Raw genomic sequence first — 22,040 nt, forward strand, 5'->3', positions numbered from 1 at the left:
TGATCCTGTCGCGTTGCTGCTATACCGACAACAAAACCGAACCAGAAACAGGTTGTTTTAATGTCCCGACCCACGACCCCATTGCTTGACAAGGCGCCGATCCCGGAAGCCCTGCGCGCATTGCCGGAATCTGATCTGCCGCAGCTCGCGCAGGAATTGCGTGCAGAGCTGATCGACGTGGTTTCAACCACCGGCGGGCATCTGGGAGCGGGACTGGGAGTGGTGGAGCTGACAGTGGCATTGCACCATGTCTTCGACACACCGCACGACCGTATCATCTGGGACGTTGGTCATCAGGCTTATCCGCACAAGATTTTGACCGGGCGCCGCGACCGTATCCGCACATTGCGCCAGACCGGCGGTCTTTCGGGTTTCACCAAGCGTACTGAAAGTGAATATGATCCTTTCGGTGCTGCACATTCATCGACATCGATTTCCGCTGGCCTCGGCATGGCGGTCGCATCCGATCTTTCGGGCGAAAAGCGCAATGTTATTGCCGTCATTGGCGATGGCTCCATGTCGGCAGGCATGGCCTATGAGGCGATGAATAATGCTGGTGCGCTCGACGCGCGCCTCATTGTCATCCTCAACGATAATGATATGTCGATTGCGCCGCCGACCGGTGCGATGAGCGCCTATCTGGCGCGTCTTGTCTCCGGCAAGACCTATCGCAGCGTTCGCGAGGCCGCCAAGCAGGTCGCCAAGAAACTGCCGAAGTTTTTGCAGGACAAGGCCCGCAAATCAGAAGAATATGCGCGTGCCTTCTTTACAGGCGGCACCCTGTTCGAGGAACTTGGTTTTTACTATGTCGGTCCTATCGACGGCCATAATCTGGATCATCTGCTGCCGATCCTGAAAAACGTACGCGATACGCAGGAAGGCCCGGTGCTCATTCATGTGGTGACACAGAAGGGCAAGGGCTATGCGCCTGCAGAAGCTGCCGCCGATAAATATCACGGCGTCAACAAGTTCGACGTCATCACCGGCAAGCAGTCGAAGCCGCCTGCAAATGCACCGAGCTACACCAAGATTTTCGGCACGAGCCTGATCGAAGAAGCCCGTCACGACGACAGAATAGTGGCAATCACCGCCGCCATGCCATCGGGCACCGGGCTTGATCTTTTTGGCGAAGTGTTTCCTCAGCGCACATTCGATGTCGGTATTGCCGAGCAACATGCGGTAACCTTCGCCGCCGGTCTGGCCAGCGAGGGCTATAAGCCCTTCTGCGCGATCTATTCCACCTTCCTGCAGCGTGGTTACGACCAGGTCGTGCATGACGTGTCGATCCAGAATCTGCCGGTGCGCTTCCCCATTGATCGCGCCGGACTGGTTGGTGCCGATGGCCCGACCCATGCAGGCTCCTTCGATACGGGCTTTCTCGCAGCTCTTCCCGGTTTTGTAGTGATGGCTGCATCGGATGAAGCCGAACTGCGCCATATGGTGCGCACGGCTGCCGAATATGATGAAGGCCCGATCTCTTTCCGCTATCCGCGTGGCGACGGTGTAGGTGTTGACCTGCCAGAGCGTGGACAACTGCTCGAAATCGGCAAGGGCCGCATCGTGCGCGAGGGCACGAAGGTTGCTCTGCTGTCCTTCGGAACGCGCTTGCAGGAATGTCTTGCCGCCGCCGATGAACTGGGTGCTGCCGGTCTTTCCACCACAGTTGCCGATGCGCGCTTTGCCAAGCCACTCGACCACGATCTGATCCGTCGTCTGGCACGCGAGCATGAAGTGCTGGTTATGGTGGAAGAGGGCGCTGTCGGTGGCTTTGCTTCCCACGTGCTGCAATTCCTTGCGACTGACGGCCTTCTTGATCGTGGCCTCAAGGTGCGGGCTTTGACCTTGCCGGATACTTATCAGGACCACGGCAAGCCGGATGCGATGTATGCCGAGGCCGGCCTTGACCGGACAGGCATCGTGCATGCGGTGTTTGCAGCTCTTGGCCGCGAGGCCGTTGCAGCGCCGTTTAGCGCCTGACCGATGAGCGGAGAAACGAGCGACAAGAACCTGCGGCTCGATCAACTGCTGGTGGAGCTTGGACTGTTTGCAACGCGTTCGCGGGCGCGTGATGCAATCCAGCGCGGCACGGTCAAGGTGGACGGCAAGCCCGTCACCAAGCCGGGCCAGACGGTTTTGCGCACCGCAAAGATCGCCGTGGATGATCCGGCGAGTGCTTATGTTTCTCGCGCTGCCTTGAAGCTTATCGCGGCGCTTGACCATTTCGAGCTTGATGTGAAGGGGCGCACCGCGCTCGACATAGGCGCATCGACAGGCGGTTTCACGCAAGTTTTGCTGGAGCGCGGCGCAAGTCATGTTCTTGCCATCGATGTCGGCCACGACCAGTTGCACGAGACCCTGCGCGCCGATCCACGCGTCACCAACAAGGAAGGGCTCAATGCTCGTGCGCTGGAACTTTCCCATCTCGATGGACGCGAAATCGATTGCGTGGTTTCGGACGTGAGTTTTATTTCGCTGAAACTCGCCTTGCCTCCGGCATTGGCCTTTGCGCAAAAAGGTGCTATCTGCGCGCTTCTCGTAAAGCCGCAATTTGAAGCGGGCCGCGAGGCTATCGGCAAGGGCGGCATTTTGCGCGATCCGAAAGATGGCGAACGCATAGCAGAAGAACTGAAATCATGGCTTGAGACGCTGCCCGGCTGGCGCGCGCTCGGCCTCTGCCCGTCGCCCATCGAAGGCGGCGATGGCAATCGTGAATATCTCCTGGCAGGAAAGAAGGACCAATGACAACGCAGGCAATGGGGCAAATAACAATCCGCTCGATTGGTGCGGGCGGCGATGGCGTCGCCAACCTTCCTGATGGCCAGATTTATGTGCCTTTCACACTGCCGGGCGAAGTGGCCAATGTTGCGCGCGACAAGAACCGCGCGACGGTTATGGCGCTTCTCGAAACATCGCCTGAACGGCAGGCGCCTGCCTGCCAGCATTTCGAGGATTGCGGCGGCTGCGCGCTGCAGCATTGGCAGGATGAACCCTATCGCCTGTGGAAGCGAGAACTGGTTGTCTCCGCGCTGAAGGGCAGGGGGATCGACACGGAGGTTGCGCCTCTGGTGGCTTGCCAGCCGCGCACACGTCGCCGTGCTGTTTTTGCGGCGCGCAAGACGGAGAAGGGCGTGTTGCTCGGCTTCAACCGTCACCTCAGCCATGAAATCATCGATATCGTCGAATGCGCGGTAACCGTTCCGGAAATCATTGCGCGGCTTGACGATCTGCGTGAAGTCGGGGCCTTGATTGCACCCGGCTCCAAACCGTTCAAGCTGGCAGCGACGCAGACGGAATCCGGCCTCGATCTTGCGGCAAGCGGTTGCGGTAAGCTGAGCGATGAGCAACGGCGCGCGCTGACCGCGCTTGTCATGAAAAAGGGCTTTGCGCGCCTTTCGCATGAAGGCGAGATCATCGTGGAGCCGAAGAAGCCGCTCATCCATTTCGGCAAGGTTCCGGTTCCGGTTCCGCCGGGTTGCTTCTTGCAGGCAACTGCCGATGCCGAGGAAGCAATGGTTTCGCTCGTCCTTTCGCATCTTGGCAAAGCAAAACGCGTTGCAGATCTCTTCTGCGGTGTCGGCACATTTGCGCTGCGGATTGCAGAAAAAAGTGCAGTTCATGCCGTTGAAAACGACGCGCTGGCTCTCGCAGCTCTCGACCGTGGCGTGCGCCATGTGCAGGGATTGAAGCCCGTTTCAGTTGAACGTCGCGACCTGTTCCGCCGTCCGCTGATGCCGAAGGAGTTGCTGCCTTATAACGCCGTGGTTTTCGATCCTCCGCGCGCAGGTGCGGAAGAACAGGCGCTTGAACTGGCAAAATCCAAGGTGGAGAAGGTTGTCGCGGTTTCGTGCAATCCGGTGACGCTCGCCCGCGATCTGGCCATTCTGGTGAAGGGCGGCTATCGCGTCACGCGCGTCACGCCGATTGACCAGTTCCTCTGGTCGCCACATGTTGAGGCCGTGGCGACACTGGTGAAGAAGTGAGCGTTTAAATCAACGCCCAATCCACCGCCGCTTCTGCATGTAGGCGCGTCGTATCGAATACCGGCACGGGGCTATCCTGCTGACCGATGAGCAACATGATTTCGGTGCAGCCGAGAATGATGGCTCTAGCCCCGCGCTCAACCAGACGATTGATGACGGCGCGGTATTTTTCGCGTGACGCATCGCGTATTTCGCCGACGACCAGTTCCTGATAGATGATGTCATGCACGGTTTTGCGGTCGGCATCGTCGGGCGTCAGAACCTCAAGCCCATGTTTGGCTACGAGGCGGCCTTTGTAGAAATCCTGCTCCATCGTGAAGGCGGTGCCTAGGAGCCCGACTTTGGACAAGCCTGCGGCCTTGATCTTCTCCGCCGTCGGGTCAGCAATATGCACAAGGGGGATCGATGTGGCGTTTTCAACGTCAGCGGCCATTTTATGCATGGTGTTGGTGCAGATCAGGATGAAATCCGCGCCACCCTTTTCAAGGTTCTGCGCGGCCTCGATCATAAGTCTGGTCAGCTCTTCCCATTTGCCTTGATGCTGAAGCTGCTCGATTTCACCAAAATCCATCGACCACATCAGGCTCTTGGCGGAGTGCGTGCCGCCGAGCCGTGCGCGGATTTCCTGATTGATGATGCGATAATATTCCTGCGAGCTTTCCCAGCTCATCCCGCCTATAAGCCCGATCGTCTTCATCAACCCCTCCCGGATAAAATTAAGGGCGGATCACTCCGCCCTTGTTACTCGGTTTTGTGTTTTGGGCGAAAGCCGCAATCACATCTTTTCGATGATCTTCTGGTCGCCTTCATGCGCCTTGCCGTTGGCAGCGATAATGGCGGGAACGATGTCCTCCGCCTTGTTGATGACCAGCGGCTTTACCTGATGTGCGGTGTGCAGGAAGCCTTCGGTCGTCATGTGCTCAAGAAGCGAAAGCATTGGCTGCCAGAAATTGTTGATGTTAGCGAACACCATCGGCTTGCGATGCTTGCCGAGCTGCGCCCAGGTCATCATTTCCACGATTTCCTCAACCGTGCCGATGCCGCCGGGAAGGGTGACGAACGCATCCGACTTCTGGAACATGAGGTGTTTGCGCTCATGCATGTCACCCACGACGATAAGTTCGGTGAGCTGTTCGGCCTTTTCAAGGCTCGCTTCCTTGTCGAGCAGGAAGGTCGGAATGATGCCGGTGACTTCGCCGCCGGCCTCCATCACGCCTTGCGCAACCGCGCCCATGATGCCGCGCGTGCCGCCGCCATAAACAAGGCGCAGACCATGTTCGGCGATGGACCGGCCGAGCGTGACGCCCGCTTCGCGATAGATGGGATTCAGGCCCGTAGACGAGCCGCAATAAACACAGATGGATCGAATCTCAGACATGATTTTCTTGTGCGCTTTTGACCTTTCAGCGTCAAGCGTCTGCGATTTCATTTTGCAGTGAAGATTGCCGTCAGTGAGCCGTTTACGTCAGGTTCCGGGTGGACATTCACAGTGATTGTTATATCTCAATCCGTATGTACTCCAGATTGAGAAGTGGATTGGATATGAAGAACTGGGTTGTGTTTCTCGGGCTCACCTTTGCCGCATCATCCGCATCGGCTGGCGAGATCAACATCAAACTGCCGGACGATACCGAAGTAACGACCAACTCCGTTCTGTATAAATGTGGCGAGAAGAATGTCTCGGTAACCTACTACAATGCTGGTGATATTTCGCTTGCTGAACTGGAGCTTGAAGACGAGACTATTGTCGCTTCCAACGTCATTTCAGGGTCTGGAGCCAAATATGCCGGTGGCGTCTATATCTGGTGGACCAAGGGCGAAACGGCCGATCTCTATAACCTTATGGACGATCCGGACCAATCAAAGCCGACAAACTGTGTAGAACAGTAACCTAGCTAATAAAAAGCCTCGTACCTTTTGCTGTTTCGGTGCAGATTCCTTGTAGGGGGAAGCCAAAAGCTATAAACCCGCTATTATAGTCTCTGGCGTGGATTTCGAAACGAAATGCAAAAGAACAGTTTAGGATTGCTCGGTATCGGGCTCGTCGCAATCGTCGCCGGGCTCGGCCTCTATTGGAATGCAACACGATCCCGCGTTGAAGCCCCGCAACCTAATGCCACTGCACCAGCTTCGAGCAATGCGCCAGCGCAGCCAGAAGCAACGCCATCCGAGACGAAGACGCCAGACGCCGCCAAGCCTGCGGGCGATGTTGCGGCAAACGATGCGAAGCCGCAAGGCGTGCAATCCGAAGAGCCAGCCAAGCAGGCTGATGCCGCTCCCGCAGAGCAGGCCAGCAAAACGCCGGTTTTCGACCTCCTTCGTGTCGAGCCTGACGGTTCGGTCGTGATCGCAGGCAAGTCCCTTCCCAACGCTGATGTCGAGGTTGTCGCAGGTGCCACCGTTGTGGGCAAAGCCAAGGCCGGAGCCAGTGGGGATTTTGCCATTGTTCTGGATAATCCTTTGAAGGCAGGTGATCATCAGCTGGTCTTGCGTTCAACTGGTGCTGACAACAATGTCGCTACTTCCGCGCAGACCGCCATCGTGTCGGTGCCTGAAACCAAATCGGGGCAGGTGCTGGCGCTGGTTGAGGAGCCGGGGCAGGCGAGCCGCCTGATTACCAAGCCAGAAACGGCAGAGAAGCCACAGGACAATGCGGAAGCTAACCCTGCAGCTGCGACCAAGGCAGACAAGCCGGAAGCCAAACCTGCACAGGATTTGCCGATTGCAATCGAGGCTGTGGAGATTGAAGGTCAGGCTGTTTTCGTGGCGGGTAAAGCCAAGGGCGGCAATCGCGTGATCGTCCACGCCAATGATACATTGCTTGGCGCAAGCCTCATTTCGCCTGATGGCCGTTTCCTCGTGCAGAGCAAACAACCGCTCAGCGTTGGTGATTACATCATTCGCGCCGACCTGCTCGACAATGCCAATCAGGTTCTGGCCACAGCCCGCGTCCCGTTCCGTCGCGAAGCTGGCGAGAATATCTCGGCTGTTGCTTCCGACACGGACGGTCAGACGGCGGCTGCATCGGAAGCGATTGGTGATAAGGCCGCTTCGTCGGCAACTCCACTGCAGAAAGTCGATGGCTCCGTCATCATTCGGCGTGGGGATAATCTCTGGACGATTTCCAAGCGCGCCTATGGCAAGGGTACGCGATATACGACGATCTATCTCGCCAACCGCGACCAGATCCGCAATCCAGATCTCATCTGGCCGGGTCAGGTATTGAACATGCCAAAGGAACCCTTGGGCGATGGCGAAGCCAAGCGCCAGTTGGAAGATCGCGCTAACTGACGGAGAGTTCATGGAACTGAAGCGCGGCTCCCAACGCAGGGAGGTGCGCTTCAGCAATAAACGTCAGTCACGATAGTGTGTTTCCGCTTTGGCGGTCTTTTCTGGAATGAACGTCTCCAAATCTTGAACTTCTGAGCATAATCGTATATCGTCGATATACGATGAAGATAGTTCTGGACAAAAGCTCGACCGAAACTGTCGCCGATCTGGCGCAGCTCGGCATTGACGATGAAGCGGCAGCGCGCATTTGCGCCGCGCTGGGCCATCCTGTCCGCATTCGCATTATCCGCCAGTTGATGATGGAGGACGCCTGCTGCTGCAAGGATATTGTCGGCAAGCTCGACCTTGCGCAATCGACGGTTTCCCAACACCTCAAGGTCCTCGTGCAGGCTGGTCTTATCGACTATCGGCCTGAGCGCCAGTCCTCGCGTTACAGCGTCAACTGGCAGCAACTAAACGCTGTCCGCACGCATTTTGCTTCCTTCAAGAGCAGATGCTGCGGCTAGAGCATGTCTCCCGAAAGTGTGAACCGGTTTCGGGATAAAGACATGCTTGAAAACAAAGAGATAGAGCGCATCTCGAAAAGCTCGAAGTGGCTTTCGGAAGCGTTGCGTCAATACAAATAGATAGAGCGATGACGGAGTTTCATCTCGTACGAAATCGCTTGAGCCCACCGACTTGAAAGAACGCACCATGAGTTCCCCCAAAACGGTTTCCGCCGACTCCGGCGAAACGTTCAAGACACTGCGAAATCTCTGGCCCTATATGTGGCCGTCCGACAGGCCCGATCTGCGTATGCGCGTCGTCTGGGCCACGTTCTATCTGGTGATTTCCAAGATCGTGCTCATCCTCGTGCCCTATTTCTTCAAATGGGTGACGAATGCCTTGACCGGTCAATTGAACCCGCCGGATTATATCCCGATGTTTCTGGTCGGCGCAGTGATGCTTGTGCTGGCTTATAACGGCGCCAAGATCGTACAGGCCGGCCTCAACCAGCTTCGCGATGCATTGTTTGCAAGCGTCGGGCAATATGCGGTGCGCCAGCTGGCCTACCGAACCTTCGTGCACATGCACCAGCTGTCGCTCAGGTTCCATCTAGAACGGCGTACGGGCGGGCTTTCGCGGGTTATCGAGCGCGGCACCAAGGGCATCGAAACGATTGTTCGTTTCACGATCCTCAACACCCTGCCCACCATTCTCGAATTTGCACTGACGGCGGTGATTTTCGCTTTCGCTTACGGCATTTCCTATCTGCTCGTGGTCGCGGCGACGGTCTGGCTCTATACCTGGTTTACGATCAAGGCGAGCGACTGGCGCATCAATATTCGCCGCGAAATGAACGATTCCGATACGGATGCCAACACCAAGGCAATCGACTCGCTGCTCAACTTCGAAACGGTCAAATATTTCGGCAACGAGAACATGGAAGCAAAGCGCTTCGATGCTTCGATGGCTCGCTATGAAAAGGCTGCAACCCAGACCTGGACGTCGCTTGGCTGGCTGAACTTCGGTCAGGCCGTTATCTTTGGTGTCGGCATGGCGGTGGTCATGGTCATGTCGGCGTTGGAAGTCCGGGCCGGAACGCAATCCATCGGCGATTTCGTTTTCATCAATGCCATGCTGATGCAGCTATCCATCCCGCTCAATTTCATCGGTTTCATCTATCGCGAAATCCGTCAGGGTTTGACCGATATCGAGCAGATGTTCGATCTCCTCGATGTGAAGCAGGAAGTCGTCGACAAGCCCAATGCACCAGCATTGAAAATCGATCACGGCGCAATCCGTTTCGATGATGTGCATTTTGCCTATGATGCGAACCGCCCGATCCTCAAGGGCATCAGTTTTGAAGTTCCGGCAGGAAAGACGGTAGCGATAGTCGGACCGTCGGGTGCGGGTAAATCCACGATCTCGCGACTGCTGTTTCGCTTCTATGATGTCCAGTCGGGATCGGTTTCCATCGACGGGCAGGACGTTCGCGACGTCACGCAGGAAAGCCTGCGCAAGGTCATCGGCATGGTGCCGCAGGACACTGTGCTGTTCAACGATACGATCGCTTACAACATTCGTTATGGCCGTCCTGATGCCACGACCGAAGAAGTGGAAAAGGCGGCTGAGCTGGCGCAGATTTCCGGCTTCATCAAGCATCTGCCGGAAGGCTATCAGGCCATGGTTGGCGAACGCGGCCTCAAGCTTTCGGGCGGTGAGAAACAGCGTGTCGCGATTGCCCGCACGATCCTGAAAGCGCCTCCAATCCTGATACTCGATGAGGCGACCTCCGCGCTCGATACCGCGACCGAGCAGGAAATCCAGTCTGCACTCGACATCGTTAGCCGTGGGCGTACCACGCTTGTCATCGCGCACCGTCTGTCGACCGTCATCAGTGCGGATGAGATCATCGTTCTGAAGGACGGTCTGATTGCCGAGCGCGGCACTCACCGCATGCTTCTCAAGCATAAGGGGCTTTACGCGTCCATGTGGGCTCGTCAGCGCGAGGCGGATGAGGCGGAAGAGCGTCTGCGTCAGGTTCGCGAAAGCGACGAATTGGGTATCGTCACACGTGGTGTTCCGGCGGCGGAATAGGCAGTTTATCGGCAGCTAGTTATATTAGGGCGCGATCACGTGCCCTAACAGCCGTGAATAATTTGCGAAATGGATTTCGATTCTGAACAGGATGAGGTAAATAACGGCCAAACTCAAAGGAAGAGCGATGAGCCTTACTGACACCATCCGCAATACTTTCGTGCCGATCCATCGGGAAGGCTATCCGTTTATCGCGGGCTTTTTCGTGGTTTCGCTAATTCTGGGCTGGCTTTGGGACCCGTTGTTCTGGATCGGCATGGTGCTGACCGTCTGGTGCATCTACTTCTATCGTGATCCGGAGCGCGTGACGCCGATGGACGACGATCTGGTCATCAGCCCCGCTGACGGCAAGGTTTCCTTCGTCGGTCCGGCTGTGCCACCAGCCGAGCTGGATCTTGGCGCTGAACCACGCATGCGCGTGTCGGTTTTCATGAATGTGTTCTCGGTTCACATCAACCGGTCTCCGGTGCGTGGCAAGATCGAGAAGGTCGTGCATCGTCCGGGCAAGTTCCTCAACGCGGAACTGGACAAGGCCAGCACGGAAAATGAACGCAACAGCGTCCTTATCGAAAGCCCGCATGGCAAGATCGGTGTTGTCCAGATTGCCGGTCTGGTCGCGCGGCGCATCGTTTGCTGGTCGAACGAGGATGATGATTTGTCCGTGGGCGAGCGGTTCGGCCTGATCCGTTTCGGATCGCGCGTCGATGTGTATCTTCCTGCCGATGCGACCGTTCGTGTTGCAGTTGGCCAGACGGCAGTCGCAGGCGAAACCGTGCTCGCCGATTATGGCAGCGTGCGCGGCGAGCCCGTGGTGCGGATCGGCTGAGCCGATGGAAACGCCTTTTCCGCCTTTTGAGCCCAATGGCCGCGTGGATTTATCGCGCGGCCCAAAGCTGTCGCAGATACCGCTGCGTATCGTCATTCCCAATGTCATAACAGTTCTCGCCATCTGTGCTGGTCTTACCGGCATCCGTCTGGCTTTCGAGAACCGCTTCGAGCTTGCCGTCGTGATGGTGCTCGTCGCAGCCTTTCTCGATGGCATTGATGGGCGCGTTGCTCGCATGATGAAGGGATCATCGAAGTTCGGCGCGCAGATGGATTCGCTCGCCGATATCGTCAATTTCGGTGTCGCGCCCGCTCTGGTGCTCTATGCCTTCATGCTCGATCAGGCGCGCTCGTTCGGCTGGATTGCTGCACTTCTTTATGCCATCGCCTGCTGCCTGCGGCTTGCGCGTTTCAATGTCATGCTCGAAGACCCGAACCGTCCGGCATGGCAGAGCAACTATTTCATCGGTGTGCCTGCACCGGCAGGCGCCATGCTTGTCCTGTTGCCGGTCTACCTCGGCTTTCTTGGTCTGACACCAACGCGGGCGCTCGCTTTCGGTGTGGCGATCTATACCGTCGCAATCGCGTTTCTGCTTGTAAGCCGCCTGCCGGTCTATAACGGTAAGTCCGCCGGAAGCCTTGTCCGGCGCGATATCGTCATGCCGCTCATCCTGTTCGTGGTGGTTTACGTCGCGTTCCTGATGAGCTTTACCTGGCAGACATTGAGCCTCACGGCGCTCGCCTATCTCGTGTTTCTTCCGTTCAGTCTGGCTGCCTGGAACAAGCGCGAAGCTGCTGACCGAAAAGCGGAGGAAGAAGCCGGAACCGAAGAGGATACACCGTCAGAGGAAAACTGATGGCAATGCCTGTTTGATGAAACCAACGCGCTCCTCGACCGATGATTTTGGCAGGAGCGCGATTTCATATCCAAGCCGTTTGTAGGTTTTATCCATCGCCTCGAATGTGCGTGCGGCTTCCTCGAAATCCTGCTTCCGCTCGGCATCCTGACCAAAGATTTCCGCCCATGGCGGAGCAAGAAACACTGTTCTGTTGTACTGAAACTGCCGTGCGGCTTCTTCCATATGCTGCGGAACGGGCAGGTTACACAACATCAGATAGCCGATTACGTCAGGAACACCGCGGTCGAAGAGGACCGTCCCACGCTGTTGTTCCGCCATCGTGTGCGAGCGCATTTCCCATGAAAGCATAAGCTCCGCAAAAAGCGCGCGATCACTCCAGGGCAGCGCATTTCCGCCGATGGCGACCTGATCCTGAATGATGGCACGTCCAGCCTCCACAGTGCGGGGAAAGCCCTGCCTTTCGAGTGCATCGATCAGTGTGCTTTTGCCTGATCCGGGCCCGCCGCTGATAATAATGAAACGCTGGTGATCTTTGATCATAAGTTCTCCAATAGCAAAGGGAACGCGCACCAAATTTGGCAGCACGTGACAAAGGGGTCTGAGAGGGGGAGAAATGCCCGCTGAAAAAAGAGCCAACAGATGGCCAGGCGGGAAACATTAATAAGTAAATACATAGAACCGGCCTTGCATATAGGCAAGGCCGGAGGACCGAAATCAGCTCGGCAGATGATAGTCGAGGAAGCGATCCTGTCGCACATCAAAAAGCTTGCCGCTGACTTCAAGGTTCGGATCGGCGAGCTTGACGATCTTTTCAGCGACCGACTGCGGCGTTGGCAGGGTTTCCGGATCTTCGCCCGGCATGGCTTGCGCGCGCATTGCCGTGCGGGTGGCGCCCGGATTGACCGAGTTGATCTTGAGCTTCATCTGCTTCGTTTCTTCTGCCCAGCTGCGCGCCATGACTTCGACAGCAGCTTTCGAGGCAGCATACGGCCCCCAGAACGCGCGGCAGGTATGCGCCACACCGGAAGAGAGCAGAATGGCACGTCCGGCATCGGAAGCGCGCAGAAGTGGATCAGTGGACCGAATGAGGCGCCAGACGCTGGTAACATTGACGTTCATGAGCTTCTCGAACGTCTTGGCCTCGACATGGCCAATCGGTGAGATCGTGCCGAGGACACCCGCATTGGCAACCATGATATCGAGCTTGCCCCAGCGCTCATGAATGGAACCGCCGAGGCGGTCGATCGCTTCCATATCGGTAATATCGAGAGGCACCAGCGTCGCATTGCCACCCAGTTTACGGATATCGTCGTCCAGCTCTTCAAGCCCGCCGACGGTGCGAGCGACTGCGATTACATGTGCGCCGCGTTTTGCCAGTTCAAGCGAAAGAAAATAACCAATACCGCGCGATGCGCCTGTCACCAGTGCGATGCGGCCCGTAAGGTCGATGCTCATCTAGTCCCCATATGATGCAAAAACATGAAACAGGCGGCCTTTTGGGCCGCCTGCGTGAAGAATTGGGCGATCAGCCGTTGCTTGCGAGCAGCGACAGCGTGTGCACATTGCTCTCGCCTTCCTGATCGAGGAGGCGGGTCGGATATTCGCCCGTGAAATAGTGATCGGTGAAAGCCGGTGCTTTCGGATTACGTGGCTTCCCGCCAACGGCCTTGTAGAGCCCGTCGATGGAAAGAAATGCCAGAGAATCCGCGCCGATATAGCGGCACATGGATTCCAGGTCTTTGTGCTGGTTGGCCAGCAGCTTATCGGCATGGGGGGTGTCGATACCGTAGAAATCCGGATGGTAAATCATTGGACTTGCCACGCGGATATGCACTTCCTTTGCGCCCGCATCGCGGATCATCTGAACGATCTTGACCGATGTGGTGCCGCGCACAATGGAATCATCCACCAGCACCACGCGCTTGCCTTCGATCATGGCGCGATTGGCTGAATGCTTCAGCTTGACGCCCAGTGCACGAATTTGCTGCGTCGGCTCGATAAAGGTGCGGCCCACATAATGATTGCGGATGATGCCATATTCGAACGGAATGCCGCTTGCCTGCGCGAAGCCGAGAGCGGCAGGCGTGCCGCCATCAGGCACCGGCACGACAACATCAGCTTCGATACCGGCTTCCTTGGCAAGCTCCATGCCCATATTCTTGCGCGCGACATAGACGCTGCGACCGCCGACGACGGAGTCGGGGCGGGCGAAATAGACATACTCGAACAGGCAGAGCCGTTCCGGCTGTGGGTTTTCAGCCTTGATGGATTCGATGGTGATGGAGCCGTCTTTCTGGATCTCGCAGATGATCACTTCGCCATTTTCGACGTCGCGAACATACTTCGCGCCGATAATGTCGAGGGCACAGGTCTCTGAGCAGAAGATAGGCTTGCCGTCGAGCTCACCCATGACAAGCGGGCGGATGCCGATTACGTCACGCGCGGCAATCAGCTTGGTGCGGGTCAGCGCCAGCATGGCGTAACCGCCTTCGACCTGACGAATGGCATCGACGAAACGGTCGGACGAGGATGCATGGCGCGAACGGGCGATCATGTGCAGCACGACTTCGGTATCGGACGTCGCCTGGAAGATTGCGCCGGAAGCAATCAGTTGTTTGCGCAGCGTTATGCCGTTGGTGAAATTGCCGTTATGGGCAATGGCAATGCCGCCGACTTCCAGTTCCGCGAACAATGGCTGCACATTGCGCAGGATCGTCTCGCCGGTGGTGGAATAGCGCACATGACCGATGGCGCGGTCACCGGGCAGGCGGTTCAGCGTTGCTGCATCGGTGAAATGATCGCCGACGAGGCCCATATGGCGTTCGGAATGAAAACGGCGATTGTGATAGGAAACGATACCGGCGGCTTCCTGCCCGCGATGCTGGAGGGCATGCAGGCCCAATGCGGTCAGCGCGGCTGCGTCTTCATGGCCAAGTATGCCAAATACGCCGCACTCTTCATGCAGGGTGTCATCGTCCAGCATAAAGGAGGCATTTTCAGAAGAATGGCTGGTCATTGCCGCAAGGCCTTTCGATTGCAGAGGCAACTAAAGCATGTCGCGGAAAAGTGGAGACCGGTTTTCCGATAACGACATGCGTAAAGACTTCAAGCGCCTCTCTATCACAAGATAGCTTTTTGTTAAAAGCGAAGAGTTCACCGCTGCGTCGATATAGTCTCATGAACATTAGTATCGCACGATGCCGGCGAATAATCTCGCAAATTCCCGCCTGAAATATGATCGCGGAACCGAAATGACAATGTGTAAGCGTCATTTTGGCTATTTCACATCTGTCGGCTTTTGCCTCCAGAATTGAAAAAGCCGCCAGCAGGGCTGGCGGCTTCTCGATTTCTTGGAACAGCTTATTGCTGTGCAGGTGTATCGTCCGGAACAGGCGCTTCTTCCTGCTCGCCAGAGGCCGGAACATTATGCTGTGGCTTGAACTTGTCGATCATCTGGTCGGGATTAGCCGGCAGAAGGTCGATCAGCTGCTGGCCGAACGAATCGAGCATTGGCTTCGATTTCGCGTTCGTCACCCAGGCTGGCTGGTTCGTCGGGACGAGCCAGTTGAAGAACAGCATGGCAACGACAACGAGAAGCACACCGCGCACGCCGCCGAACAGGAAGCCGAGCGTGCGGTCAAGCGCGCCGATACGGCTGTCGATGATGAAATCGGCGATCTTCATGGTGATCAGCGAAACGACGATCAGCACGACGAGGAAGACGGCGCCAGCGGCGGCAATCTTCGCGATGGTTTCGTTGTTAATATAGGGCTGCACGAAAGGCAGAACCGGCTGGTAGAAAAGGTAGGCCGCAGCGGCCGCTGCCGCCCACGATACCAGCGACAGCACCTCGCGGGAAAAACCGCGCACCATCGCCAAAACGGCTGAAACCAGCGTTATCCCGAGTAGAATTCCATCAAGCATGGTTATCGGCATTCTGCCTGTCCTCAGTTATTATGCGCAATCACTTTAATACGCAGGGCAGTCAAAGATGCTGGAGCTTATCACCGGAAGGTTGACAGATTCTTCCAGTCATAAAACTCCAGATTTATTGCTTCTTTCCGGAGCCTGAAGCCGCGATGCGCGCAACAAGGTCGGGCAGAGCCGAAGTTTCCATAAGCCGGAAGTTGCGATCTTTCCAAAGTTCGCCGCTGCCGCCGGGCACTTCTGCCTGCCGGAAACCGAGCTTCTCGGCTTCCTTGAGCCTCTGTACTGCATGCGTTACCGCACGAACAGCACCGGAAAGGCTGATTTCGCCGAAATAAACACAATCTGGCGGAAGGGCAATACCGGCCATGGATGAAACCAGTGCAGCAGCCACAGCTATATCGGCGGCAGGCTCGCTGATACGATAACCGCCCGCGACATTCAGGTAGACATCATGCTGGCCGAAACGAACGCCGCAATGCGATTCGAGCACGGCGAGGATCATGGCAAGTCGTCCGCCATCCCAGCCGACGACCGCACGACGCGGGGTGCCGAGCGAGGAGGGGGCGACAAGCGCCTGTATCTCCACCAGCACCGGGCGCGTGCCTTCCATGCCGGCAAAGACAGCTGCACCTGGAGCCTTGGCGTTACGCTCGCCGAGGAAAAGCTCGGACGGGTTGGAAACCTCACGCAGCCCACCATCGGACATCTCGAAGACACCGATCTCGTCGGTCGGGCCAAAACGGTTCTTCACCGTGCGCAGGATGCGATAGTGATGTCCGCCTTCACCTTCGAAATAGAGGACACCATCGACCATATGTTCGACCACACGAGGGCCTGCAATCTGGCCGTCTTTGGTAACATGTCCCACCAGTACGACTGCGGAACCAGTCTGCTTGGCATAGCGGATCATGGCTTGTGCCGACGAGCGCACCTGCGTGACCGTGCCGGGAGCAGAATCCGCCATATCGGTCCAGAGCGTCTGGATCGAATCTATGATGACGAGATCGGGTCGCTTGGTATCAGAAATGGTGGCAATGATGTCTTCGACATTGGTCTCTGCGGCGAGCTCAACCGCTGACGATGCCACGCCGAGACGCTGCGCGCGTAGACGTATCTGCGCGACGGCTTCTTCGCCCGAAACATAGACAATGCGATGGCCACGATTGGAAAGGGCGGCTGCAGCCTGCGTCAAAAGCGTGGATTTGCCGATGCCGGGATCACCGCCGATCAGAAGGGCTGAACCGCGCACGAATCCGCCGCCGGTAACCCGGTCAAGCTCGCTGATACCGGAAATGATCCGCGGCGCATCTTCAATATCGCCAGACAGGGAGGTGAGGGCGACGGCGCGACCTTTGCGCTTGGACAACATGGCGCCGGGCCCAGACCCGATGCCGCTATTGGTGCCTTCCTCGACAAGCGTGTTCCACTCGCCGCAGGAATCGCACTTGCCCGCCCAGCGCGAATGAACCGCGCCGCAATTCTGGCAGATGAATTGAACGCGCGCCTTGGCCATCAGACGCGCTCCGTCTTGATCGTGATCTTCTTATTCATACTGTTCCGGGAGATAGGAACCTTCGGCCAGATCTGCAAATCGCGTGAATTCAGACTGGAAGGCGAGCTTGACGGTGCCGGTAGGCCCGTGACGCTGCTTGGCGATGATGACGTCAGCAGTGCCGCGCACTTTTTCAAAGTGCTGCTTCCATTCTTCATATTTCGGATCGAATTCGTCACGCGGTTCGAGGTTCTTGACGTAATATTCCTCGCGGAACACGAAAAGCACCACGTCGGCGTCCTGCTCGATAGAGCCCGATTCACGAAGATCGGAGAGCTGTGGTCGCTTGTCATCGCGGCTTTCCACCTGACGGGAGAGCTGTGAGAGCGCGATAATGGGAACGTTCAGTTCCTTGCCGAGCGCCTTGAGGCCGGTAGTGATTTCGGTGATTTCCTGCACGCGGTTCTGTGCCGAAGCTTTCGACGAACCGGTCATCAGCTGCACGTAGTCGATCACCAGAACGTCGAGACCGCGCTGGCGCTTCAGGCGGCGTGCACGTGCTGCAAGCTGCGCAATCGAGATACCACCGGTCTGGTCGATATAGAGCGGGATTTTCTGCATCACCTGCGAGCAGGCGACAAGCTTCTCGAAATCGGTTTCGGTGATGTCACCACGACGGATTTTTGAAGAGGAGACTTCCGTCTGCTCGGAAATGATACGGGTTGCAAGCTGTTCCGCCGACATTTCGAGCGAGAAGAAGCCGACGACGCCACCATTTATGGCTTTTACGCTACCATCGGCCTGCTGTTCGCCTTCGTAGGCGTTGGCGATGTTGAATGCGATGTTGGTGGCAAGCGAGGTCTTGCCCATACCCGGACGGCCTGCAAGGATGATCAAGTCGGAAGGCTGTAGACCGCCCATCTTGCCATCGAGCGTATGGATTCCGGTGGAAACACCCGAAAGATGGCCATCACGCATAAAGGCGGCGTTGGCCATGTCAACTGCTGTGGTCACTGCATCCTTGAAGGGCAGGAAACCGCCATCATAACGCCCTGTTTCGGCAAGCTCGAACAAGCGGCGTTCGGCGTCTTCAATCTGCTCCTGCGGTGCCATGTCGACAGGCGCATCATAGGCAACGTTCACCATGTCCTCGCCAATGCCAATCAGCGCGCGACGCGTCGCCAGATCGTAAATCGCGCGGCCGTAATCTTCGGCATTGATAATGGTGACGGCTTCGGTTGCGAGGCGAGTCACATATTGGAAGATCGTGAGATCACCCACCTTGCCTTCGGTAGGCAGGAAGGTCTTCATCGTTACGGGATTGGCCATCTTGCCGACGCGAATGAGGTCAGTCGTGATCTCATAGATGCGACGATGCAGCGGCTCGAAGAAATGGGTTGGCTTGAGGAAGTCCGATACCCGGTAAAAGGCATCGTTATTGATCAGGATCGCGCCCAGCAGCGCCTGTTCCGCTTCAATATTATGGGGTGCTTCCCGATAAAGCGCGTCTTTCTGATCCCGCGCATCGTCGAGTTTGCGTACCGCCGCTTCCGCCATGATTCTTAATCCTGTCCCTGATGCACCCAGCTAGCCCTCAAGCGATGCCAAACGCAACGCAGCTTCGGATGATTCCTGCTGGAAGAGAAAACCTATACCATGATTCACACTGATCCACAGTTCAGGCGTTGCCTTTATGCACTTCCTATTGACGGAGATTGCGGGGAGCAATCGGCAATATTAATCTTCTCCCAACCCAAAGCTCCCTGATCTGTGCGGGCATTCAAAGCAAAGCCCGGCTTACATTCACGAGGAATATTCATGCGACACCGCACCATTGCAGCCTGGCTTCTGACAGCATTGGCTCTCTTTTCTTCGTCAACGGCTTCGTTGGCAGCCTCGGAACCGATCAAGGTCAAAGTGTTTATCGCCGCCATGTTCGAGATCGGTCAGAACAGTGGCGACCGGGCCGGTGAGTTTCAACGGTGGTACGAGCATTACTGGAAGGATGCGAGGCCCATCGAAGTCAAAGGGGCGCTGAAACCCGTTTATTGCAACGTTGACGGTGTATGCGGCTCAGTTCTCGGCATGGGTAAGGTGAACTCCTCGGCCAGCATGCAGGCAATCATGCTCGACCCAGCCTTCGACTTCTCTAAAACTTATTACATCCTGTCCGGTGTGGCAGGCACGCCACCTTCACGCGGAACGATAGGTGATGTCAGCTGGGCGACGTGGCTCGTCGATTACGATTTGGGCCATCGCTGGGCACCGGAAGAAGGCAAGCCGGGCGAACCGGTCTTCATCCCACGAAAGGGATATGAAGAGTATCGTGTTTTCAAGCTTGATCCTGATTTGGTCGCAGCGGCAATGCGTTTGGGCTCCAATGCGGAGCTTCGCGATTCGCCGGAGGCCCAGGCGTATCGCATGCGTTATCCCGACAAGGCTGCGCAGGCGAAACCGGCATTGAAGACGGGCACGCATATGACCGGAGATACATTTTTCCATGGTCCCGGATTGTCGAAAGAGGCTCAGTATATAGCCAAGCTCTATGGTGCCGACGACTATCTCGCCACCGAGATGGAAGCCGCAGCGCTTGCGCTCGTTATCAAGCGGCAGCACGGTACAGACCGCATCCTCAGCCTGCGTGGTTCGGTAAACTTCGATCAGGGAAATCCGAAAGAAACCACGCTGCAGCATCTGGATCCAGCGCCGGGCGAAACGGCAGGGGGGTTTGCGGAAACGGTCGAAAACATCTACCTCGTCGGCGCTCCGGTCGTGAGCGACATCGTCACCCACTGGGACAAATGGGAAGCAGGCGTGCCAAAGCCGGAATAAGATCAGAGAAAGCGGGCTGCTCCAACGGAACGGCCCGCCTTATTTATAGCAGATCGGCTTCACCTCAGGCGTTCATGCTTTTCTTGACGGCCCGCCCCTCGCTGTTGGCGCCTTTGGGCGCGCTGTCGAGGCGCTTGAGACGCTTTTCCTCGGCCTCAATATAGTTGCGGGTTAGCGGAACGGATTCCTGTTTGTGGGCGATCTGAATGTGGAACACCATCATGTTCTGCCAGCGGAAAGCGCTTTCAGACGCAGCCAGATAAAACTCCCACATGCGGCAGAAACGCTCGTCATAAAGCGCCTTGGCCTTGTCGCGATTGGCCATGAACGCTTCCCGCCAAGCCTTGAGCGTTTCCGCATAATGAAGCCGCAGGATTTCTATGTCGGTGACATAGAGCCCGGCCTTTTCGATATGCGGTAGAACCTCAGAAAGTGCCGGAATATACCCGCCCGGAAAGATATATTTGCGGATGAACGGATTGGTCGCTCCCGGCCCATCGGCACGTCCGATGGCATGCAGAAGGAAAACGCCATCCTGCTTCATCAGGCGAGCGACGTGCTGGAAATACTCGGCGAAATGCCCGACACCAACATGCTCGAACATGCCAACCGATACCAGCCGGTCAAACTTGTCGTCGATGTTGCGATAGTCGGTCAATTCGAACTTCGCACGGTCAGCCAGTCCTTCATCCTGCGCTCGCTGATTAGCAATGGCATGCTGCTCTTCGGATAAGGTTACGCCGGTGACATTGGCCTTGAGATAACGAGCCAAATAGAGCCCCATACCACCCCAGCCGCAGCCAATGTCGAGCACCTTGTCGCCCTCCTTCACCAATAATTTCGCCGCGATATGGCGCTTTTTGGCAAGCTGCGCCTCGGCGAGTGTAGCGTTTGGTGGATCGAAATAGGCGCAGGAATACTGCTTGTCCGGATCGAGAAACAGGTCGTAGAGTTCACCGGAAAGATCATAATGACTTTTGATATTGTTTGAAGACCGCGAAATCGTGTTCATCTGCTGGAAGCGGCGGAAAAAAATACGCAGCTTCGCCAGAGCTTTCATCCACGGTTCGGTCGCCGCAGTCGGTCCGGTATTCTCGAACACAACCTGAAGCAGCGTGTAGATGTTGCCGTTTAGAAAATCGATCTCGCCATCCATGAAACACTCGGCGAGTTTCAACTCCGGATCGAGGGCTACGGCCCGCTCGGCGTGCTTTGTCTTGAAGTGTATATGAACTGGTTCGCCAGTCCTGTCGCCGTACCGGGTAAGCGCACCACTAGAATCGGTGACCGTTAGGTCGCCGGTTTTAATCATATGCGAAATAACAGTACGCATCATTCCATACATCGGCCCCATCTCCTCTTGGGGATCGAAGCAGGCGTACGTCCATGCGTTTGCATGGCAGGCGGCGGTGCAAAAGTATCAGAGCCGCTCTGTCATCAGATTTTCAGGCAATATCCCCTCGGTCAATCGGCCTCGGGAGTAATGCCCAAGCAACGCGGACGTTTCCGTCAGCACCTCTCCAATCCAATACTAATATGTAGAATAAGGAGTTTTGCCGATCTGAAAAGAGAAAATGCCCGGCGGAGGCCGCCGAGCACGATCATATAAAGTTTACCACGATGGGAATGCGGACTGTCTGGCTTTGCATTCCCATAGATAATAGGTGGCTAAATTAAGCCTGATCTTCAGCTTCGTCCTCTTCGTCGAAAACTTCTTCCGACAGAGGCTGCTCTTCGATGCCGTAGATGGCTTCGATCGAGGTCAGGTCTTCACCCTTTGCCTGACGTTCGGCTTCTTCGGTCGAACGTGCGATGTTGACCGTAACCTGAACCTGAACTTCCGGATGCAGCGAAATCGAGACTTCGTGCAGGCCGATCGCCTTGATCGGATGGTTCAGTTCAACCTGGTTGCGGTGCAGGGTGAAGCCATTGGCTGAGATGATGTCGGCGATGTCACGGGTCGAAACGGAGCCGTAGAGCTGGCCGGTTTCACCAGCCGAACGCACAACGATGAAGCTTTCGCCATTGAGCTTTTCAGCGACGGCCTGAGCTTCGTTCTTGCGCTCCAGGTTCTGGGCTTCGAGCTGAGCGCGCTGGCCTTCGAACTTCTTCTTGTTGGCTTCGTTGGCACGAAGAGCCTTGCCCTGCGGGAGCAGGAAGTTACGAGCATAGCCGTCCTTGACCTTGACGGTTTCGCCCATCTGGCCGAGGCGGCCAATGCGTTCCAGAAGAATGACTTCCATTGGAGTT

The 22,040-nt window shown here is 56.6% G+C and carries 20 protein-coding genes; 10 read left to right on the forward strand and 10 right to left on the reverse strand.

Going from position 1 to position 22,040, the window contains the following annotated elements; genetic code table 11:
* Positions 1-60 precede the first annotated feature (60 nt).
* Genes dxs through OANT_RS02855 form a run of 3 tightly spaced genes read left to right on the forward strand, consistent with a single transcriptional unit; the run spans position 61 to position 3,980 of the window.
* Positions 61-1,977, forward strand: coding sequence for a 1-deoxy-D-xylulose-5-phosphate synthase (gene dxs, locus OANT_RS02845; protein ID WP_012090818.1), 1,917 nt, complete (start codon positions 61-63; stop codon positions 1,975-1,977).
* Positions 1,978-1,980: 3 nt separating this feature from the next.
* Positions 1,981-2,742: a TlyA family RNA methyltransferase gene (locus OANT_RS02850; protein ID WP_012090819.1), complete on the forward strand. Its 762-nt coding sequence runs from the start codon at positions 1,981-1,983 to the stop codon at positions 2,740-2,742.
* A complete protein-coding gene (locus tag OANT_RS02855) occupies positions 2,739-3,980 on the forward strand; it encodes a class I SAM-dependent RNA methyltransferase (RefSeq protein WP_012090820.1) in 1,242 nt (413 codons plus the stop codon). The genes OANT_RS02850 and OANT_RS02855 overlap by 4 nt, the downstream gene beginning before the upstream one ends.
* Before the next feature lie 4 nt (positions 3,981-3,984).
* Here the strand turns inward: OANT_RS02855 and OANT_RS02860 are convergent, their stop codons facing one another.
* Complete coding sequence (locus OANT_RS02860) at positions 3,985-4,677, reverse strand: aspartate/glutamate racemase family protein (protein WP_012090821.1); 693 nt, start codon at positions 4,675-4,677, stop codon at positions 3,985-3,987.
* A 78-nt stretch (positions 4,678-4,755) separates the two neighbouring features.
* Positions 4,756-5,358, reverse strand: coding sequence for an LOG family protein (locus tag OANT_RS02865; RefSeq protein WP_041545285.1), 603 nt, complete (start codon positions 5,356-5,358; stop codon positions 4,756-4,758).
* 164 nt (positions 5,359-5,522) lie between these two features.
* Here OANT_RS02865 and OANT_RS02870 point away from each other — a divergent pair, with 164 nt between their 5' ends.
* From OANT_RS02870 to pssA, 6 genes are all read left to right on the forward strand, one after another.
* Positions 5,523-5,870: an MliC family protein gene (locus tag OANT_RS02870; RefSeq protein ID WP_029925558.1), complete on the forward strand. Its 348-nt coding sequence runs from the start codon at positions 5,523-5,525 to the stop codon at positions 5,868-5,870.
* Between the two features lie 114 nt (positions 5,871-5,984).
* Complete coding sequence (locus tag OANT_RS02875) at positions 5,985-7,271, forward strand: Ig-like domain-containing protein (protein WP_012090824.1); 1,287 nt, start codon at positions 5,985-5,987, stop codon at positions 7,269-7,271.
* Positions 7,272-7,432: 161 nt separating this feature from the next.
* The gene (locus OANT_RS02880) at positions 7,433-7,777 is read left to right on the forward strand and encodes an ArsR/SmtB family transcription factor (RefSeq protein ID WP_010658373.1); all 345 of its coding nucleotides are present in this window, start codon (positions 7,433-7,435) and stop codon (positions 7,775-7,777) included.
* 187 nt (positions 7,778-7,964) lie between these two features.
* Positions 7,965-9,851 (forward strand): ABCB family ABC transporter ATP-binding protein/permease, encoded by a 1,887-nt coding sequence (locus tag OANT_RS02885; protein ID WP_012090825.1) that lies wholly within the window; start codon positions 7,965-7,967, stop codon positions 9,849-9,851.
* A 127-nt stretch (positions 9,852-9,978) separates the two neighbouring features.
* A complete protein-coding gene (locus OANT_RS02890) occupies positions 9,979-10,677 on the forward strand; it encodes a phosphatidylserine decarboxylase (protein WP_012090826.1) in 699 nt (232 codons plus the stop codon).
* A gap of 4 nt (positions 10,678-10,681) precedes the next feature.
* Positions 10,682-11,533 (forward strand): CDP-diacylglycerol--serine O-phosphatidyltransferase, encoded by an 852-nt coding sequence (gene pssA, locus OANT_RS02895; RefSeq protein ID WP_012090827.1) that lies wholly within the window; start codon positions 10,682-10,684, stop codon positions 11,531-11,533.
* Here the strand turns inward: pssA and OANT_RS02900 are convergent.
* The 6 genes from OANT_RS02900 to OANT_RS02925 form a co-directional block, all read right to left on the reverse strand.
* Positions 11,519-12,076 carry an AAA family ATPase gene (locus tag OANT_RS02900; RefSeq protein ID WP_012090828.1) on the reverse strand — a complete coding sequence of 186 codons (558 nt, stop codon included), beginning with the start codon at positions 12,074-12,076 and terminating at the stop codon, positions 11,519-11,521. The two genes, pssA and OANT_RS02900, sit on opposite strands and share 15 nt — an antisense overlap.
* Before the next feature lie 174 nt (positions 12,077-12,250).
* A complete protein-coding gene (locus OANT_RS02905; protein ID WP_012090829.1) occupies positions 12,251-12,991 on the reverse strand; it encodes an SDR family NAD(P)-dependent oxidoreductase in 741 nt (246 codons plus the stop codon).
* A gap of 70 nt (positions 12,992-13,061) precedes the next feature.
* The gene (purF, locus tag OANT_RS02910) at positions 13,062-14,552 is read right to left on the reverse strand and encodes an amidophosphoribosyltransferase (protein WP_012090830.1); all 1,491 of its coding nucleotides are present in this window, start codon (positions 14,550-14,552) and stop codon (positions 13,062-13,064) included.
* 344 nt (positions 14,553-14,896) lie between these two features.
* A complete protein-coding gene (locus OANT_RS02915) occupies positions 14,897-15,472 on the reverse strand; it encodes a CvpA family protein (RefSeq protein ID WP_012090831.1) in 576 nt (191 codons plus the stop codon).
* A 112-nt stretch (positions 15,473-15,584) separates the two neighbouring features.
* Complete coding sequence (radA, locus tag OANT_RS02920; protein ID WP_012090832.1) at positions 15,585-16,979, reverse strand: DNA repair protein RadA; 1,395 nt, start codon at positions 16,977-16,979, stop codon at positions 15,585-15,587.
* 30 nt (positions 16,980-17,009) lie between these two features.
* The gene (locus tag OANT_RS02925) at positions 17,010-18,515 is read right to left on the reverse strand and encodes a replicative DNA helicase (protein WP_012090833.1); all 1,506 of its coding nucleotides are present in this window, start codon (positions 18,513-18,515) and stop codon (positions 17,010-17,012) included.
* Between the two features lie 261 nt (positions 18,516-18,776).
* On the opposite strand from OANT_RS02925, the gene OANT_RS02930 reads away from it, so the two are divergent.
* The gene (locus OANT_RS02930) at positions 18,777-19,790 is read left to right on the forward strand and encodes a purine-nucleoside phosphorylase (protein WP_012090834.1); all 1,014 of its coding nucleotides are present in this window, start codon (positions 18,777-18,779) and stop codon (positions 19,788-19,790) included.
* Positions 19,791-19,854: 64 nt separating this feature from the next.
* Here OANT_RS02930 and OANT_RS02935 read toward each other — a convergent pair whose 3' ends face one another.
* Together OANT_RS02935 and rplI are read right to left on the reverse strand one after the other, a co-directional pair.
* On the reverse strand, positions 19,855-21,135 hold the full coding sequence (locus OANT_RS02935; protein WP_012090835.1) for a cyclopropane fatty acid synthase: 1,281 nt from the start codon (positions 21,133-21,135) through the stop codon (positions 19,855-19,857).
* A 328-nt stretch (positions 21,136-21,463) separates the two neighbouring features.
* Positions 21,464-22,033 (reverse strand): 50S ribosomal protein L9, encoded by a 570-nt coding sequence (rplI, locus tag OANT_RS02940; protein WP_012090836.1) that lies wholly within the window; start codon positions 22,031-22,033, stop codon positions 21,464-21,466.
* Between the last annotated feature and the right edge of the window lie 7 nt (positions 22,034-22,040).

The sequence above is a fragment of the Brucella anthropi ATCC 49188 genome (genome assembly GCF_000017405.1).
Lineage (GTDB): Bacteria > Pseudomonadota > Alphaproteobacteria > Rhizobiales > Rhizobiaceae > Brucella > Brucella anthropi.